We start from the raw sequence: 16248 nt of genomic DNA, 5'->3' as shown, positions 1-16248 counted from the left end.
TGCTCACCGGCACCGTTTTCACGCAGATCGACGGGGATGAGGGGTCATGATCGGGCGGCTGCTGGTCGCGAACCGCGGGGAGATCGCCCGCCGGGTCTTCCGCACCTGCCGGGAGCTGGGAATCCAGACCGTCGCCGTCTTCACCGACGCCGACGCGTCCGCCCCGCACACCGCCGAGGCCGACCAGGCCGTACGGCTGGGCGCCCCCCTGGCGTACCTCGACCCGGAGCGGATCGTCGAGGCGGCCCGCAGGTCGGGAGCCGACGCGGTCCACCCCGGGTACGGCTTCCTGTCGGAGAACGCCGGCTTCGCCCGCGCCGTGCTGGACGCCGGGCTGACCTGGATCGGCCCCTCCCCCGAGGCCGTCGCCGCGATGGGCAGGAAGATCGAGGCCAAGGCGCTGATGGCGGAGGCCGGCGTGCCGGTCCTGCCGACCATCCCGCTGTCCCCGGACGGCCCGGTGGAGGTGACGGCCCCCGTGCTGGTCAAGGCGTCGGCGGGCGGCGGCGGGCGCGGCATGCGGGTGGTGCGCGATCCGGCCGATCTGGCCGGGGCCGTCGAGTCGGCCCGGCGGGAGGCGCTGTCGGCCTTCGGCGACGGCACGCTGTTCGCCGAGCCCCTGCTGGAGGGCGCCCGCCACATCGAGGTGCAGATCCTCGCCGACGCCCACGGCACGGTCTGGGCGCTCGGCGAGCGCGAGTGCTCGATCCAGCGCCGCCACCAGAAGGTGATCGAGGAGGCCCCCTCCCCCGCGGTCACCCCCGAGCTGCGGCGCGAGCTGAGCGAGGCGGCGATCCGGACCGCCCGCGCGATCGGCTACCAGGGCGCGGGCACCGTCGAGTTCCTGCTGTCGGACGAGGGCTTCTTCTTCCTGGAGATGAACACCCGCCTCCAGGTGGAGCACCCGGTCACCGAGTGCGTCTACGGGGTCGACCTGGTCCGGCTGCAGATCGAGGTGGCCGAGGGCGCCCATCTCGCCGCGCTGCCGCCGAGCCCGGTCGGTCACGCGATCGAGGCCCGCCTGTACGCGGAGGACTCCACGGGCCGCCCGCAGAGCGGCGTGCTGCACAGTTTCGAGATCCCCGGCGTGGACGGCGAGTTCGGGCTCGGGGCACGGCTGCGGCTCGACTCGGGAGTGCTCTCCGGCTCGGAGATCGGCGTCCACTACGACCCGATGCTCGCCAAGGTCGTCTCATACGGCCGGGACCGGGCGGAGGCGGCCCGTCGGCTGGCGGACGCGCTCGCGCGGGCGCGCATCCACGGGCTGACGACCAACCGCGACCTGCTCGTGGGAGTGCTGCGTCACCCTGACTTCCTGTCCGGGGCGCTCGACACCGGCTTCCTCGACCGGCATCCCGCACCGGCCCCACTCGCCGGTCCCGAGGCCGTACGGCTGTCCGCGCTCGCGGCGGCGCTCGCCGGGGCGGCGGCCAACCGCGCGGCCGCCCGGCGCGACGGCGTGCTCGGCGGGCTGCCGAGCGGCTGGCGCAACGTCCCGTCCCAGCCGCAGCGCGCGGTGTTCCACGCCGAGGACGGCGGGCGCCTGGAGATCGCCTACCGGCTGACCAGAGACGGGATGCGGGCCGAGGGCTTCGACGACGTCACGCTCGTGGCGGTGGACCCCGGCCGGGTGGTGCTGGAGACGGCGGGCCTGCGGCACGCCTTCGAAGTGGCCGCCTACCCCGGCGTTCGCCCCGGCGCGGTGCATGTCGATTCCCCGCTCGGTCCGGTGCGGCTCACCCCGGTCGAGCGGCTGCCCGAGCCTGCCGCCCGCGTGACGCCGGGAGCACTTCCCGCCCCGATGCCGGGTACGGTCCTGCGTGTCGAGGTCAAGCCCGGTGACGTGGTCGAGGCCGGGCAGCCGGTGGTCGTGCTGGAGGCGATGAAGATGGAGCACCTGATCGTGTCCCCCGCCTCGGGCACGGTGGCCGCGCTGCACGTGACGCCGGGCGCGCAGGTCGAGGCGGGCGTGCCACTCGCCGTCATCGAGCCGTCGCCGCCGGGGGAACCGGACGGCGGCCCGCACGCGGACGCCACCGGAACGGCGCCCACGACAGAGCCCACGCCGGAGCCCGTGACAGAGCCCGCGACAGGGCCCGCGCCGGAGCCGGGTGCCGCAGCCGGCCCGGCGACCGGTGCGGCTTCGGACCCGGATCGCGGCGACCACCCCGGCGCGGACGGCCGCCCGGAAACAAGCCCGGAAACAAGCCCGGAGACAAACCCGGCAACAACCCCGGCAACAACCCCGGAGACAAACCCGGCAACAACCCCGGAGACGAGCGCAGCGATCAGCCCGGAGACCGGCGCAGCGTTCAGCGCGGAGATCGGCCCGGAACTCGGTCCAGAGATCGGCAGGGAGATCGGCGCGAATCCGGGCGGGGAGGCGACGCAGCCGTGAGCGAGCCCCAGGAGGTGCTGGTACGCCGGGAGCAGGCGGGCGGCGTGGCCACGATCACGCTCGACTCGCCGCACAACCGCAACGCCCTGTCGTCCCGGCTGCTGGGGCAGCTCGACGACGCCCTGTCGTGGGCGCTGGACGAGCCCGCCGTACGGGTCGTCGTGCTGACCGGCACGGGACCGGTGTTCTGCGCGGGCGCCGACCTGAAGGAGCAGCGCGGCGGAGGCGCGCCGGTCACCGCGTCGTTCCCCGACATCATGCTGCGGATCTGGGAGAGCCCGAAGCCGGTCGTGTGCCGGCTGAACGGCACGGCGCGGGCGGGCGGCCTCGGGCTGGTCGCGGCCTGCGACTTCGCCGTCGCCCCGGCGACCGCGTCGTTCGCCTTCACCGAGGTGCGGCTCGGGGTGGTCCCCGCCATGATCGCGGTCACCTGCCTGCGCCGCCTGGAGCCCCGGGCCGCGGCCGAGTATTTCCTCACCGGCGAGGTCTTCACCGCCGAACGCGCCATGGAGATCGGCCTGCTGACCCGGGCCGTCCCTGAGGAGGACCTCGACGCGACCGTGGCGCACTACACCGGCATGCTGCTGCGCGGCGGCCCCGAGGCGCTGTCGATCACCAAGCGGCTCGTGCGGGAGGTGCCGCTGCTGCCGGTCGAGGAGGCGTTCCGCGCGATGGCCGCGCTGTCGGCCGAGCGCTTCACCTCGGAGGAGGGGCAGGAGGGCATCCGGGCCTTCGCGGAGAAACGGCCCGCCGCCTGGGTTCCCGCTGAGGCCCCGGCGGCGGACACCGTTCGCAGGAACGCCGGGCGATGACGGCGGGGGCCGGACGGCCGGGACCGATGCGGGTCGCGAACTGCGGCGGCTTCTACGGTGACCGGCTGTCGGCCGCCGAGGAGATGGTCGAGGGCGGGCCCATCGACGTGCTGACGGGCGACTGGCTGGCCGAGCTCACCATGTCGATCCTCGCCGGCAACCGGCTCAAGGGCCGTCCCGGCTACGCGCGTACGTTCCTCACGCAGATGGAGCAGGTCCTCGGCACCTGCCTCGACCGGGGCATCAAGGTCGTCGCCAACGCGGGCGGCCTCGACCCGGCCGGGTGCGCGGAGGCGGTCTCGGCCTTGGCCGACCGGCTCGGGCTGCGCGCGTCCGTCGCCCACGTCACCGGCGACGACCTCATGCCGCTCGCCGAACCGCCGGTCCACGCGGACACCGGCGAGACCCTGCGGGCGGCCCCGCTCACCGCCAACGCCTACCTGGGCGGCCGGCCGATCGCCGTGGCGCTGGAGCACGGCGCGGACGTCGTCGTGACCGGGCGGGTCACCGACGCCGCCTTGGTCACCGGGCCCGGCATGTGGTGGTTCGGCTGGGATCCGAGCGACCTCGACCCGCTGGCCGGTTCCGTCGTCGCCGGGCATGTGATCGAGTGCGGCTGCCAGGCGACCGGCGGCAACTACGCCTTCTTCGAGGAGGTGCCCGACCTCGCCCACTGCGGCTTCCCCATCGCCGAGCTGTACGCCGACGGGTCGAGCGTGATCACCAAGCACCCCGGCACCGGCGGGCTGGTCTCGACCGGGACCGTGACCGCGCAACTGCTGTACGAGATCGCCTCGCCCCGCTACCTCGGGCCGGACGTGACCGCCCGGTTCGACACCATCAGGCTGGAGCAGGAGGGCCCCGACCGGGTCAGGATCACGGGCGTGCGCGGCGAGCCCCCGCCGGAGACGCTGAAGGTCGCCGTCACCTACCTCGGCGGCCACCGCAACACGATGACGCTCGTGCTGACCGGCCTCGGCATCGCGGCCAAGGCCAGGATCGCCCAGGAGGCGATCTGGGCCCGCGTCCCCCGCGATTCGTTCGAGCGGGTCCACGTGGAACTGACCCCGCTCGGCGCGGGTGGCGGCGATGCGGAGGTGAACGGCGGGGACGACGCCGGGACCGCGCTGCTGCGGATCACGGTCATGGACCCCGATCCGCGCAGGGCGGGGCGGGCGTTCTCCTCCGCCGTCGTGGAGACCGGCCTGGCGAGCTACCCCGGCTTCTACGGCCTGACGCCGCCCGGCGACGCCTCCCCCTACGGGGTCTACTGGCCCTCGTCGGTCGACGCGCGGGCCGTGCTCCCGGTGGTGACCGTGGACGGAGTCCGCGTCGAGGTGCCGCACGCGCCGCCGTCCGGTCCGATCCTGGGCGAGCAGGCGGGCGGGCCGCCGCCCGGCGACGCGGCCGGCGCCGCGATCCCGCCGTACGCCGGGGATCTCGCGGCCGGGCGGATCGCGCCGCTCGGCACGGTCGCCGGCGCCCGCTCGGGCGACAAGGGCGGCGACGCCAACCTCGGCGTCTGGGTACGCGACCCCGCGCGGTATCCGTGGCTCGCGGCGTTCCTGACCGTGGACCGGCTCAGGGAACTGCTGCCAGAGGTCGGCGACCTCCCGATCGATCGGTTCGCGCTGCCGAACCTGCACGCGCTGAACTTCGTCGTCCGGGGGCTGCTGGGCAGAGGCGTGGCGGCCAGCCCGCTCCTCGACGCGCAGGCGAAGGCGCTCGGTGAGCGTCTTCGCGCGGTGGGCGTGCCCGTTCCTCCATGACGAAGGACCGGCCAGCCGTTGCGGCAGGTCGCGGTCCGTGACGGGCCGCGACGTGCCGCCTCACCCGCCTGCGGCCGTCCGTCACTTCCCCAGGGCGGTCTGCAGGTCCATGACGTGGTCCTGGGTCTGCTGCAGCAGCGGGCGCAGCGCCTCGGCCACGTCGCCCAAGCCGAGCTCCTGGGCCTGTTCCACGCGCTCGCGGTAGCGGCGCAACTGCTCCTGCTCCAGCTCCAGGTCGAGCCGGAGGGCGTCGGCGCCGTCGGTCGCCACCGGCACCTCGGGAACGCGGACGCTCGGCACGCCGCCGAGGAAGTCGATCTGCTCGGCGAGCGTGCTCGCGTGGGTGAGTTCCTGGCCGAGGTGCTGCTTGAGCTCCTCGATGATCGACAGATACTCCGCGCCCTTGATCGTCGCCGTGTGCTGCACGTACTGCACGATCGAGCGGTACTCACTCTCCAGGTCCTCGTTGAGCAGGGCGATGAAGCCCTCGGTGTCCATGGGAGTCCTCTCGTCTCGTCGGTCGGAAGGCCCATCACGTACCCGGTGAGGAGGCGGCCGAACGCCGTCCGTCCAGCTTCTGCCGCGAGGACCCGCCACCGTCCGTGCCTCCGTCCGTGCCGCCGCACTCCGCGGCCTCGACCTGCGACCGGCTCCTGCGTGCCGGGGGCGAGGGCCGGCCAGGCCGTCCGCCTATCCCGTCCGGCGCCACCGCAGAGCCAGCGCCACGGCGCACCCCAGGCAGATCACCAGCGAGGCCGCGGACAGTCCGATCGCCCACGAGACCCCCGCGTCCGACCCGGTCCCGGCCGCGGTCGCCGCTCGGGCGGCTGTGGCCGGGGCCGACGCGACGGCCCCCTTGGCCGTGAGTTCGAGCACCGGCGCGGGCCGCTCCGGCTCCTCATCGCCGGTGCCCTGCTCCTGGATCCAACGCACCACTTCGCCGTCGCTGTAGTACTGGAGCGTCTTGAACGCCAACTGGTCGGTTTCCGGCAGCGGCCCGGCGCTCACCGAGAACTCGTCGTACTCGCCCGGCTTGATCGCCGAGTCCTCGCCCGACGCGGTCCAGGTGATCTTGGAGGGGACCTCACCGATCTTCGCGCCGTGCGACTCGATCGGGGTGGCCAGGGTGGTCTTCTCGATCTCGTACGACCAGCCGGGGTGCGGCTTCACCGAGACCGAGGCCAGCGGGAAGTCGCTCGGGAGCCGAACCTCGATCTTGGTGGTGCTCACGTCGTCGTGCTCGTTGGGGATCCGGAACGTCAGCGCGGCGTAGCCGCCCTGGACGGCCGCGTCCGCGGTCACCTTCACGTGCGCGAACGCCGCCGCCGGTAGGACGGCGACCAGGCAGGCCGCCAGCGCCGCGACGACCAGCCCGCGTGCCGCGCGGCGCAACGTGCGCACTCCCCGGGGCGCACCGGACGCCCCGCCGTCCGCCGCTCCGGCCGCATTGAAGCCTGCCGGCACGGCCGCCGCGCCGCGGGTGACCGGGTGCGCGGGACCGGCGCCAGTCGTGGCGGGCGCCACACCCGTCGGAAGTGCTCTGCCGCTCAACGATCCTCCTATCGGCGGGACTCCCACCGCTTCGTTCATCGTGATCTGCCGGGACGTGCTAGCCAAGGCGGGCGAGCGTCGTCGTCATCAGGTCCTTGACCTTCTCCTCGGTGTCGGACCGCTCGCCCACCTTCTTGATCTGGGTGTAGCCGACGTAGAGGACCGCGTTCGCCTTCTGTACCACGACCGTGATCAGGTCGTCATAGGTGTCCGAGCCCAGGCCCGCCGGCGGGGTGTGCACGAGGTGCTGGGCGAACCCCCGCCACCCGTTCAGTTCCAGCGGCCGGCTGCTGGTCTTGTAGTCGCCCACGATGGACGGCGGCCCGCCGAGGATGGTGAACGTCGCCGGGCACTTGGCCGACTCGGCCGTCACGGCGTCCACCGCGTTACCGGCGAGCGTGGTGCTCTCGAAGACCACCGCGCCCTGGGTGACGACCGGGAGGGTCTGCGGCCCCACCTTCGGCGGGGCGACGATGAACCGGCCGGTCGGGTTCCCGCCCACCGGCTCGATCGCCGGTTCCACCGGAACCTTGACGTCGTCGGAACGCTGGACGTACGGGCAGGTGGGAATGCTGTTCGGGGGTGTGTAGATGGTGTGCGAGGCGTGATCGTTGTCCTCGAACGCGGCCGCGCCCTTGCCCAGGTCGGCGGCGCTGACGAAGCCGGAGCGAATGGTTTCGACGGTGTAGGGCGGCTTGGTCGCCGGCTCCGGCGTCCCGCCGGAGCACCCCGTCAGGACACCGGCGGCGATCGCGCCGGCGGCGGCCAGGGCCGCCCGCGGCCCGGGGGCCTTGCGGTCAGCGCCTCGCATATGTGTCACCAGCCTTTCAATGTGCGGTGAACGGGACACGTACGCGTGTCTCGTCGAAGTCGGAAACGCGGATGTCCAGCCGCAGCGCCCACTCCCCGGGGTAGGGGATGGACATCGAGCCCGCGACGTAGTGGCCGGGTTCGGCTGCCGTCACCGTGACGGGCAGAGCCGGTACGGCGCGGTCCCGCGATTCGAGCGCACCGGAGATCTCGGGCACCGGGACCAGCGTGCCGTCCCGCCCGGTCAGGTAGATGTCGGCCGTGTTGCCGCCCGGTCTCGCCGGTTCGATCTTCACCTGGATCGACCCGCCGCGCAGTCCGCCGTACGGGCCGGACGCGGTCGCGGCGGCGGGGAACGGGACCGTGGCGTCCACCGGCGGCGCGTAGCTGGTGCGGGCCGGGGCCGTCCCGACCAGGACGGCGGTGATGGACACGACGACGAGCCCGAGCACGACCTCACCGGCGACCGAGCGGCGCAGCCCGCGCAGCGCGGCGCCGGGGTCCCGGGGGGCAGCAGGGGCAGCGGGGGCAGCAGCGGCACGGCGGGCACGGTCGCGCCGCTGTACGAACCGCCGCGCTCCGGAGGCGAGCGCCAGCACGCCGAGCACGACGGCGAGCTTGCCGAGCAGCAGCCGCCCGAAGTCGGTTCCGCCGAGTGCGCCCCACGTCCCCACCTGCCGCCATGACAGGTACAGGCCGGTGCCCGCGATCACCGCGAAGCAGAGCAGCGCGAGCTGAGAGAACCTGGGGAGCGCGGGCTCCAGAGAAAGCAGCGCGGGGCCCCGCTTGGCGGCCGGGGCGAGCACGCAGACCGCAAGTGCGACCAGGCCGCCCAGCCACAGCGCCATGGCGAGCAGGTGCAGGCTGGTCGCCGGGACGGCCAGCCAGATCTGCGTTCCGCTCTGCGCGTGGTCCGCTAGCGTCCAGGTCAGCGTCATGGCGACGGCGCCGGCGGCGGCGACCGCGGGCAGCACGATCCTCCGGGCGGCGCCGGCCGGCTCGGGACCGGCCGAAATAGGACCGGCCGGCTCGGGACCGGCGGCGGGCGAGGGGCGGCCCACCGCGATCAGGAAGACCACGCCGAGGACGACCACGAGCACCAGCCGGGCCAGCAGCGCGTAGCCCAGCCGGGTGGACAGCGTCGCGCCCAGTAGGCCGGGGTCGAACACCGTGGTCAGCGACCTGCCGTCGGCGTACGGCCCCTGGACGAGCAGCACCACGGCGGTGCCGGCGGCCAGCGCGGCGAACCCCGACCAGACGACCCGCCGGCCGCGCCGGTCGTCGCGGCCGGCGGGCCAGAGCGCGGCCACGAACATCCCGCCGCCGAGGGCGAGGGCCACTCCGAGGTACGCCATGGCGCGGCCGACCGCGGCGACGACGGGGACCACGGGGTCGGTGTCCTGCTCCACCGGGGCGGCCGTCGCGCTCGGGTGGCCGACGCTGAAGCTGAACGCGCCCGACACCACATGCGAGTCCACGGACGTGATCCGCCAGGACACCACGTAGGTCCCCTCCGCCAGCTCCCGGGGCAGGCTCGCCCGCGCCGTGTCGGTCTTGCCGTCCGCGTACTCCCCGGCGCCGATCGCCAGCTCCTTGCCCGTGGGATCGAGCAACTGGATGGACCGCCCGCCCAGGCTCACCGCCTCGTCGAAGCGGAGCCGGACCTCGGCCGGGGGCGAGGCCAGCACCTGGCCGTCGACCGGCGAGCTCTCCTGGAGGTAGGCGTGCGCGTACGCCGGGGCCGTTTCGGAGAAGAGGCCCACGACCAGGCCGCCGGCCGCCAGGAACACGATCGCCACGAGCCGCGCGACCAGCCGGGCCCGGGGCGGCATCGCACAGGGCACGGCGGCGGGCACGGCGGCGGTCGTCCCCCGCGTGACATGTCGGCGTCGCACCGTCAACCTTCCCTCCCATCAGCGGCGAAGCCGGCCCGAGCGGGGACTTCCCGCCCCGGGCCGGCTCCGGCTCCGACGGTTACTTGTCGCAGGAGTTCCAGCAGATCTTGTCGTCCGGCGCGCCCGCGAGCTTGCCGTCGAACCGCAGCACGTCGACGCCCCGGTTGTAGTCCGCGACGTAGACCAGGCCGTTGTGCCAGTAGGCGGCCGACGCCGAGCCGCCGGTCACGTCCGTGCCCGACGGCACGCGGAAGTAGCCGACCTGGGTCGGGTTGGCCGGGTCGGACACGTCGAGGAACCGGGTGCCCTGGCCGTACCAGCCGATGGCCACGATGTTGCCGTTCACCGTGAACCAGTGGGCGGAGCAGCTGCCGCTGGTGGCCGACCCCTCCTTGCCCCACGGCGACCAGTGGCTGACCAGGTTGAGCCGGACCGGCTTCTCCGGCGTGGACTTCCAGCCCTCGCCGTCGTAGCTGCCCTTCAGCGAGACGATCTTGAACTCGCCCGCCTTGGAGCAGGTGGTGATGTTCTCGTTGGTCACGTAGACCAGCTCGCCCTTGTCGAAGGAGCCGAGCTTCTCGGTGTTGTGGTACGCGTTGTGGTCGAAGTAGTCGAAGAAGTCGGTGCCCTGCGGATTGGTCGGCACGGCCGTGCCGCCCGCGTACGGGATCGGGTCGTACGCCGTCGCCACCCGCTTGGTCTTCCGCACCGGGTCGTAGTGGTTGCCCTTGGTCCAGTAACCGCGGACGCCGCCCTCGCCGGAGACCCAGGCGACGCCGTTCTTGTCGACGTCGACACTGTGCACGTAGTCGGTGACGCCGTCGAATCGGCCGAGGTCGAGCGCCAGGTCCAAGGTCTTCGGGTGCTTGGGGTCACGGATGTCGGTCACCCGGATCGGCACGCCCTTCCAGGACGGGTCCTGGCCCGGGGTTCCGGTGTTGGCCGGTCCGACCGACCACAGGTAGGAGCAGTCGTTGATGCAGGTGGCCGTGTGTCCGGCCGGGACCGGCTGGAAGACGACGACCTTCGGCTTCCAAGGGTCCTTCACGTCGACGATGTAGACGCCCGACTGGCCGGTCGAGACGGTGCCGCCGAAGCCCCGCGGGTCCCTGCTGAGGAAGACCAGCTTGCGCTTCGGGTCGACGGTCATGTTCTCGCCTTCCCAGAACCTGTCCTGGGTGTCCCCCGGCTGACGGAGCTGGGCCGCCGTGACGGTGGAGACCAGCGCCGGGTGCTCGGGATCCTTCAGCGACCAGACGGCGAGGCCGCCGGTGCCGTTGGCGAACATGAAGTCGTAGCCGTACTTGTCGTAGCCGATGAAGTTGAGCCCTGAATAGCCGCTCACGCCTTTGACGTTGTCCACGAACGTGACGTTGCTCTTGACGGCGGTCGTCGGGACGTTGTGCACGTCATCCAGGATCGGTCCGCCGTGGGCGGAGTTGTCGGACGGGCCCGGAGGGGGCGGCGGGTCGGCGAACGCCGGGCCGGCTCCGGGGATCTGCAGCGCCGCCGCGGTTAACAGGGCGGCAGCGGCCGCTACGAGAGGTTTCACTCTCACAAACCCTCCTTGAGGGGCAGCGAAGCGGACGTAAGCCGCATCGCCGAAGATCGACAGCAAAATGACTCTAATCACTACGAGAGTGGATGTCAGTAGTCAAAGGTTTCAAAAGGGTATCTATCGGAACTCAGTAAATCCCTGGTTTCGGACAGACCGTATCGCTCACTCCATCAAAATTGTCTACACGAGGGCAGTCGCGGGACTCGACGTCCACGCCGCCGCCGTCACGGACGGGTCGGCCTGCCCGGCCCTCACCCTGCGCGGCGGCATACGGCCGCAGCTCCACGACCCAGCCCAGGACCGGGGGCCGAACGGGTCAGGCCCCGGGCGGAGCGCAGGGGAGTTCGACAGCTCGTCCTACTCCGTCCCATGGGGCGGGGTGACGGCCCGAGGGCGGGGCCCGCCGGTCAGACGATCGGGGGGCGCCCCGCGCGGGTGAGCCGCGCCACGGTGGCCCAGGACATGGGACGGCGCTGCCCGTGCCCGCCCTTCAGGCCCTCACGCAGCCCCCGGAACCAGACGGCGAGGTTCGCCCGGGAGCGAATCCGGGCGACGCTGACCACGATCCAGACGGCCAGATAGACGGGAATGAGCGGGGCGGGCAGCCGGCGGTAGGCGAGCCACACGCGGTTGCGCGCGACGAGGCGGTAGAAGGGTGCGTGCCTCGCGGGGTCGGTGGCGGGATGGTGGATGACGACGTCCGGCGCGTAGTAACCGGTGCGTCCGAGGTCCCAGAGCCGCCAGCTCAGGTCGATGCCCTCGTGGAAGAGGAAGAAGTGGCCCGGCCAGCCCCCGGCCTCCTCGTAGTCGGCGCGGCGGATGAGGACGACGCCTTCGGCCATGACGGTGATGGTGCCCGGCCGGGTGGCCGTCCCGGCGCGCAGGCGGGGCACCCACCGGCGCAGCGTGACCCCGGTGCCGGGGTCGGCGATGCGCGGCTGGATGTAGGCCGCCCCCGGGTGACGGCGGGCGACGGCGATGAGCCGGGCGAGGGTGTCGGTGGCAGGCAGGACCGCGTCGTTGTCGAGGAAGAAGACGAACTCGCCGGCGTCCGCCCCGGCGAGGGCGTCAGAGCCGGCGTTCCGCCCGGCGGGAATGCCCTCGTTGACGGGCAGGACCACCGTACGGACCCCGGGGGGCACGTGATCAGGCTGTACGCCGTTGCCGACGATGACCACACGCAGATCGACGTCCCGCTGCGCCAGGAGGGATTCCATCGCCCGTTCGAACGGCTCGGGCCGGTCGTTCATGGTGAGCACCACCACGTCGACGGTGGCCTTCGGGCTGGTCATCCTGTCGCGTCTCCTGGACGGGCTCGGCGCTGATGGAGCGAGCGGGATCTGGTCATCCGCCGTTCCCGTCGCGTTAACCCACCACCCTAGTGGTCGTCACCTGCGGATCCGGGGCCGATCGCGGACGTCCGGGCGGCAACAGCCCCGCCGGACCTCGGCGTCCACGCCCCCACGCCGACACGCCGTACGACACCGAGCGCGCTTTCTGAAGCGGCCGGCGATTGTCTGATAGCGCTCTTACGGTGACACACCACGTCACCCCACCTTCCAGGAGCACATCGACAAGCTCCGGTCCTGGGGAGCCGACGTGCTCTTCGGCCCGGACGTCCATCCGCCGCACGAGCCGGGAACCGGCAGCCGCCACCTCCACCTCTTCCCCTGGGAACGGGCCCTGGACTGCCTCGACCGCCGACAGCTGGTCCTGCCCACTCGGACAGGTCTCCTCGGCGGCCGACTCGTCACCCAAGGCATGATGTGATGTGACGATTCAGAGAACTCCGACGGCCAGGAGATACGTCTTCTTCGACGTTGACGGCACTCTGATCGATGCCCTGGACAACCAGCGGCGAGTCTGGGCAGCGTGGGCGATGCGGTTCGGCTTGGATCCCGAGGAGGTCTACCGCGTCGCGCTGCGGACGCGCCCGATGGAGACCTTCGCCGTCGTCGCGCCGGACCGGGATCCGCACGCATGCCTGGCCGTGCTGCACGAGCTGGAGGACCAGGACGTGCGGTCTGGCGTCTACAAGGCTTTCGACGGCGCATCGGAGCTGTTGGACGGCCTGCCGCCGGGCTCATGGGCGCTGGTGACCTCCAACTACGCTCATCGGGTTCGCGGACGCTTCGCCCGCACCCGGCTGCCCGTACCAGCGGTGATTGTGGACGCGGCGGCGGTCTAGCACGGCAAGCCGTCCCCTGCCCCCTATCTGCTGGCCGCCGAGGGGTCGGCGCCGTACCTGCACAGTGTCTTGTCGTAGAGGACGCTCCTTCCGGCGTACAGGCCGGACTCCGGGCCGGGATGACCGTGTGGAACGTCAACGTGCCCGTCGCGGTCGATGGCGCGCACCGGCACTTCACGGACCTACGGGATGCGGCAGACGACATTCTGGCCTTCGTCTCCGGCAGTTGACGTAAGCCTCGGCGGCCTCAGTCCTTATGAGATCCCGAACTGCTCGGTGACCGTCCTGCAGAGCGCCACACCTGACACACTCAGTGTCACCGCATGCTCGCATTGTGTACCAATCTTGGAATCGTCCAAGTCGGTCATGCAGGTGGGATGCCAGAACTACCGCCTGCATGAAGCGGACCCGCCAGCGATGCCCTACATCGCCGACGGGTCCTTGATCAGGATGGTGGTCCTGACCCATGACACACGATAGGGCTGTCGCCGTCGCCCCTCCGGTGTTCGCCGGGTGGCGGATCATGCGGAGCGACGCCGGGCGGTTGTGGGCGACGCGTGAGCGGCCCTTCCCTGTGGCCGTGGAGGAGGCGGGCGCGCACCGAACGGTCGACGCCGACGACCTGGCGGAGCTGTGCCAGGCGATCGCCGCGCAGGAGAGCATCGCCGAGGGGAGCCCCGATGACCGCGCTCAGGTATTCCAGAACGTCGGCCACCTCGATGCCGGTTTCCTCGGCTCGGACATTGGCGGGGAACAGGCGGGCGGCCTTGAGAAGCGGGGAGTCCTGGAGAACCACAGCTCGATTGTGCGCCCCCCTGGGCATCGGTCTGGAGGAGCCCGGGGTCGGGTGGCATTTGCTTCACCCGCGTGTCAGTTCGATCTTGTTACGGTCTACCAGAGGATCGGAGAGAGGCGGGGCGGTGATCAATTTCGATGGGACCTTCTACACGATCGCAGACCCTCTGTTCCAGATGACCATTCCGCTTGGGAAGGCTATGAGCCGGACACGGCCGATCAGGTGGACGCTACGATCACCTTTCCCGACGGCTCCCGGCGATACGCGACCTTCATGACCTTGGATGTGGTCCAGAAGATCATGGATAAGGACACGCACCGGAGAGTCCCTTGGCGGAAGGTACTTCTGGTGCTCCGACCTGATCATCATCAGGGACGTCGGCTTCGAGGAGATGGCGGCTGCGATTCGTGACCTGGTGGAGTCAGTGCGCCAGGCCCCGCCGATCGCAATCAACCGAACGACGGCATCGCAACGCACATCGAACGCCTCAGGGTCCCTGTCAGCGCGGTCATGGCAGTACGGCAGCGCCGTGGGTTGACTCAGTATCACGGACACCCGCGATCAGGGGTTCGCCCCCGGAAAGCCCCGCCGAAACGAAATCCGACGGGTCTTTCGCAACTTGCCACTATGCAAGGACGAAGGGCGTGGCATGAGTACCGAAGTGGCCAATGCGGGCGGGCACCCAGCGGGAGCGCACAGTGGTCGCCGGCCTGGACTGGCCGATTCTTACCAGCCTAATCGCCCCACTTGGATCCGTTCACTAGTCATTACGCCAGCATCATGGAATAACACACAAGAGCCCCTGCGATGAAACCCAGTCCTGGTCGAGGAAACGCCCTGTGATTCTTCCTATAATGATCAGAAATTGCTCCAGGTCCGATACCGGCATCGTGTTGTCGTTTGATAGGTTCGTCCGATAGGCCTCATACTCGGTCTCGTCAAAGATGCTTCTGTACTCGCCGTCGTGGGTGTAGATCGGCTCATCAAGTTCCTCGATTTCGCCGACGTATGAAAGTTCAAACACGCGCTGGCCATGGCGGCTGAGCTCCTCCGCGGACGACGACTGCCCGCCACTGAGGAGAAGGACATGGGACCAGCCGGGTGCATGTGACGTGATCCAAACCCGCTGCGCAGAGCCCACAGGATCGTATGACCTCATAGCGGTTTGGAAGTCGCAGGTCTCTATCGTCTCCGCCGGAAAGTGCAGACGCTGGGCCACCTCGCGACCATCCTTGATGCTGACCCATTGGGCGCCGAACCAACTGTCGAGCCCGTGCGCCACCAGAAGACGTTTTTGGTTTTCGGCCGGGAAAAGATTCATAAGTTATCCGGTTTCCGTTGCGTGGGAGTCCGAAGGGAGGGTGACGAGAGCGGGCATGATGCCTCTCGTCACCTTTTTTGGAACTTCCTTCTCGTCAGATTTCAGGGCTCAATGAATGAACACCCAGAAAGAGTTGCCTTCGCCAACTCGATATTCCGTGTACCATGTTTCAATTCTGGCGCCCTGCAGTCGGTTGTGGTTTTTATCCAGGGCTCGCAAAGAGTAGTTACCCTGGCTGATCGCGCGCTAATTGCATGACGATCAAGAATGTGACCTCGTGGAGGATTACCAGCGAGCGCTGATCGGCCGCATGGTCGAACGCCTCGACCTGTACGCCTCGGGCCGGACACCGCTGCCCCAGTTGGTTGAAGATCTCTGGGGGCTGTTTGAAGCATCAGACCCTCGTGAGCTTGAGATCACAGACTCGTTTCAGTGGCTGTGGTCCGATCTCGATGGGGAGTGTGAGTTGCGGATCAAGCCCGCCTACGGCCAGAAATCATGCGCTGGCCTTGGCGATCACCCCGGAGCCGGAGCGCCCCCACCAAAGGCTTTATCTATGGCTCCTCGGCTACAGCTGGTGCGGTGACCGCAAACGTTCACCGGGTTCAGCTGTAGCTCGACCAGCCTTCTAGCATTGCCGGATGATCGAGCTTCGAGAGGACAGGGAGATCGCCTGCTCGGCCGCGCTGGTGTGGGCGATCGTCGCTGACTACGGCCAGGATCCACACTGGCGGAAGGGCGTCAAGACGATGGCGCCGCGCCCCGAAGGCATCGTCCAGGTGGGCACGACCACTGCTGAGGTGATGCGGTTCGTGGGCCGGACCTATCGCAACGGCGGCGAGGTCATCCAGGTTGAGCCGGGTCGTTCGTTTGCCTGGCGCACCACCTCGGGGATCGACGCCGAGGGCGGCAGGTTGGTCGAGCCGCTCGGCGAGGACCAGTGCCGCTTCACCTTCCACGTGCGCGTCACCCCGCGCGTGACCTCCGAGAAGTTGCTGGAGCCAGCGCTGAGATGGTTGCTGCGGCGGTCGATCCGCGCCGACATTCGCCGATTGGCTGGCCTTGTGCTTCTTGACCCCGAGGTCACCCGTTGCAGGGCTGCTGGGGACGATTAGCTACTCATGTCGCGTAATCACCCGACCCGGTGAAC

At 70.5% G+C, this 16248-nt stretch carries 14 protein-coding genes; 7 read left to right on the top strand and 7 right to left on the bottom strand.

The features are described 5' to 3' along the window. Positions 1–46: 46 nt before the first annotated feature. The 3 genes from ACGFIB_RS12395 to ACGFIB_RS12385 are packed head-to-tail and all read left to right on the top strand — an operon-like array spanning position 47 to position 4979. The gene (locus ACGFIB_RS12395; RefSeq protein ID WP_457852312.1) at positions 47–2398 is read left to right on the top strand and encodes an ATP-binding protein; all 2352 of its coding nucleotides are present in this window, start codon (positions 47–49) and stop codon (positions 2396–2398) included. Further along, the gene (locus ACGFIB_RS12390) at positions 2395–3210 is read left to right on the top strand and encodes an enoyl-CoA hydratase-related protein (protein WP_393371099.1); all 816 of its coding nucleotides are present in this window, start codon (positions 2395–2397) and stop codon (positions 3208–3210) included. Before ACGFIB_RS12395 ends, ACGFIB_RS12390 begins: the two co-directional genes overlap by 4 nt. After that, entirely contained in the window at positions 3207–4979 is a 1773-nt protein-coding gene (locus ACGFIB_RS12385) for an acyclic terpene utilization AtuA family protein (protein WP_393371096.1), read from the top strand. Before ACGFIB_RS12390 ends, ACGFIB_RS12385 begins: the two co-directional genes overlap by 4 nt. 81 nt (positions 4980–5060) lie before the next feature. On the opposite strand, the gene ACGFIB_RS12380 is transcribed toward ACGFIB_RS12385, so the two are convergent. The 6 genes from ACGFIB_RS12380 to ACGFIB_RS12355 form a co-directional block, all read right to left on the bottom strand. Then, complete coding sequence (locus tag ACGFIB_RS12380; protein WP_142570278.1) at positions 5061–5477, bottom strand: ferritin-like domain-containing protein; 417 nt, start codon at positions 5475–5477, stop codon at positions 5061–5063. Between the two features lie 192 nt (positions 5478–5669). Further along, a complete protein-coding gene (locus tag ACGFIB_RS12375; protein ID WP_393371092.1) occupies positions 5670–6530 on the bottom strand; it encodes a YcnI family copper-binding membrane protein in 861 nt (286 codons plus the stop codon). Between the two features lie 58 nt (positions 6531–6588). Next, on the bottom strand, positions 6589–7341 hold the full coding sequence (locus tag ACGFIB_RS12370) for a hypothetical protein (RefSeq protein ID WP_393371089.1): 753 nt from the start codon (positions 7339–7341) through the stop codon (positions 6589–6591). A gap of 16 nt (positions 7342–7357) precedes the next feature. Continuing rightward, positions 7358–9235, bottom strand: a complete 1878-nt coding sequence (locus tag ACGFIB_RS12365) for a copper resistance CopC/CopD family protein (RefSeq protein WP_393371086.1) — start codon at positions 9233–9235, stop codon at positions 7358–7360. Positions 9236–9314: 79 nt separating this feature from the next. Then, positions 9315–10787 (bottom strand): LVIVD repeat-containing protein, encoded by a 1473-nt coding sequence (locus ACGFIB_RS12360; RefSeq protein WP_393371084.1) that lies wholly within the window; start codon positions 10785–10787, stop codon positions 9315–9317. A gap of 413 nt (positions 10788–11200) precedes the next feature. Continuing rightward, positions 11201–12085, bottom strand: a complete 885-nt coding sequence (locus ACGFIB_RS12355; RefSeq protein ID WP_142570264.1) for a glycosyltransferase family 2 protein — start codon at positions 12083–12085, stop codon at positions 11201–11203. A gap of 479 nt (positions 12086–12564) precedes the next feature. Between ACGFIB_RS12355 and ACGFIB_RS12350 the strand changes: the two genes are divergently transcribed. Together ACGFIB_RS12350 and ACGFIB_RS12345 are read left to right on the top strand one after the other, a co-directional pair. Beyond that, positions 12565–12981: an HAD family hydrolase gene (locus ACGFIB_RS12350; RefSeq protein WP_393371081.1), complete on the top strand. Its 417-nt coding sequence runs from the start codon at positions 12565–12567 to the stop codon at positions 12979–12981. Between the two features lie 523 nt (positions 12982–13504). Continuing rightward, the gene (locus ACGFIB_RS12345; RefSeq protein ID WP_393371078.1) at positions 13505–14188 is read left to right on the top strand and encodes a hypothetical protein; all 684 of its coding nucleotides are present in this window, start codon (positions 13505–13507) and stop codon (positions 14186–14188) included. Positions 14189–14555: 367 nt separating this feature from the next. On the opposite strand, the gene ACGFIB_RS12340 is transcribed toward ACGFIB_RS12345, so the two are convergent. Beyond that, positions 14556–15098 carry a hypothetical protein gene (locus tag ACGFIB_RS12340; RefSeq protein WP_393371075.1) on the bottom strand — a complete coding sequence of 181 codons (543 nt, stop codon included), beginning with the start codon at positions 15096–15098 and terminating at the stop codon, positions 14556–14558. Positions 15099–15375: 277 nt separating this feature from the next. Between ACGFIB_RS12340 and ACGFIB_RS12335 the strand changes: the two genes are divergently transcribed. Both ACGFIB_RS12335 and ACGFIB_RS12330 read left to right on the top strand, forming a co-directional pair. Beyond that, positions 15376–15684: a hypothetical protein gene (locus ACGFIB_RS12335; protein WP_393371072.1), complete on the top strand. Its 309-nt coding sequence runs from the start codon at positions 15376–15378 to the stop codon at positions 15682–15684. Positions 15685–15739: 55 nt separating this feature from the next. Then, a complete protein-coding gene (locus ACGFIB_RS12330) occupies positions 15740–16213 on the top strand; it encodes an SRPBCC family protein (RefSeq protein WP_393371069.1) in 474 nt (157 codons plus the stop codon). Positions 16214–16248 lie beyond the last annotated feature (35 nt).

Origin of the sequence: Microbispora bryophytorum (genome assembly GCF_043197435.1) — a bacterium.
Classification (GTDB): Bacteria; Actinomycetota; Actinomycetes; order Streptosporangiales; family Streptosporangiaceae; genus Microbispora; species Microbispora bryophytorum.
The sequence above is the reverse complement of the archived record's forward strand: the minus strand, read 5'-3'. Positions and strand labels throughout refer to the sequence as shown.